Annotated in this window: 1 protein-coding gene; it reads right to left on the reverse strand. The window is 35.1% G+C overall.

The annotated features are described in order from the left end of the window. Nucleotides 1-554: transposase (locus VER_RS10155; protein WP_162100693.1), on the reverse strand; the 554-nt coding region annotated here is incomplete at its 3' end. Between the last annotated feature and the right edge of the window lie 127 nt (nucleotides 555-681).

The raw sequence follows: 681 nt of genomic DNA on the forward strand, positions 1-681 counted from the left end.
TCTAAACAGACTAGAAGTTCATCATCCGTTAGTAACGTTACCTCATCCTGTTGAAGTTCCATAGCCACTTTACGTTGTAACTCCTTTAGTTTATCTGGTAATTTAGCGGCATGTTTCACAATCGCTTTTTTCCATACAAAGCTATATTTATTGGCATACGCTTCCCATTTAGTTCCATCAATAAATACTTCTGAAAAATTTATACTATCTACTTGGCTTAGCGTTTCAATTAGCTGTGTTAATAAATCTTGTAATACTTCAGTTGTTAATCGCTTGAAAAAGCGATGAAATACCATATGAGATGGGGCTGGATAGCCTTGTAACAACCACATATAATGAATGTTTTTAGTACATTGTTCTGCGATTTTACGAACAGATACAATGCCTTCGGTCATGGCATATACATAGATTTTAAACAAAATAGACGGTGGTACTAAAGATTTTCTTCCTTTCGAAGAATAGAGATGCAGTAACTTTGTATAGTCTAATTCCTCCAATACCGCATCCAGTAATCTCACCGGCGCATTAGGTCCAATCCGAATGCCATAATCCAAAGATAAAACTACTTGGCGAAAGCCAGAAATTTTAGTATAATTACCGTGTTGGATATGGTTTTTCTTCATAAATTAATTATACCAACAAAAAAGGCCCTTCGGGGCCTTTTCTCTTATATAAATATAG

It is taken from the genome of Veillonella sp. R32 (assembly GCF_010093125.1).
Lineage (GTDB): Bacteria > Bacillota > Negativicutes > Veillonellales > Veillonellaceae > Veillonella_A.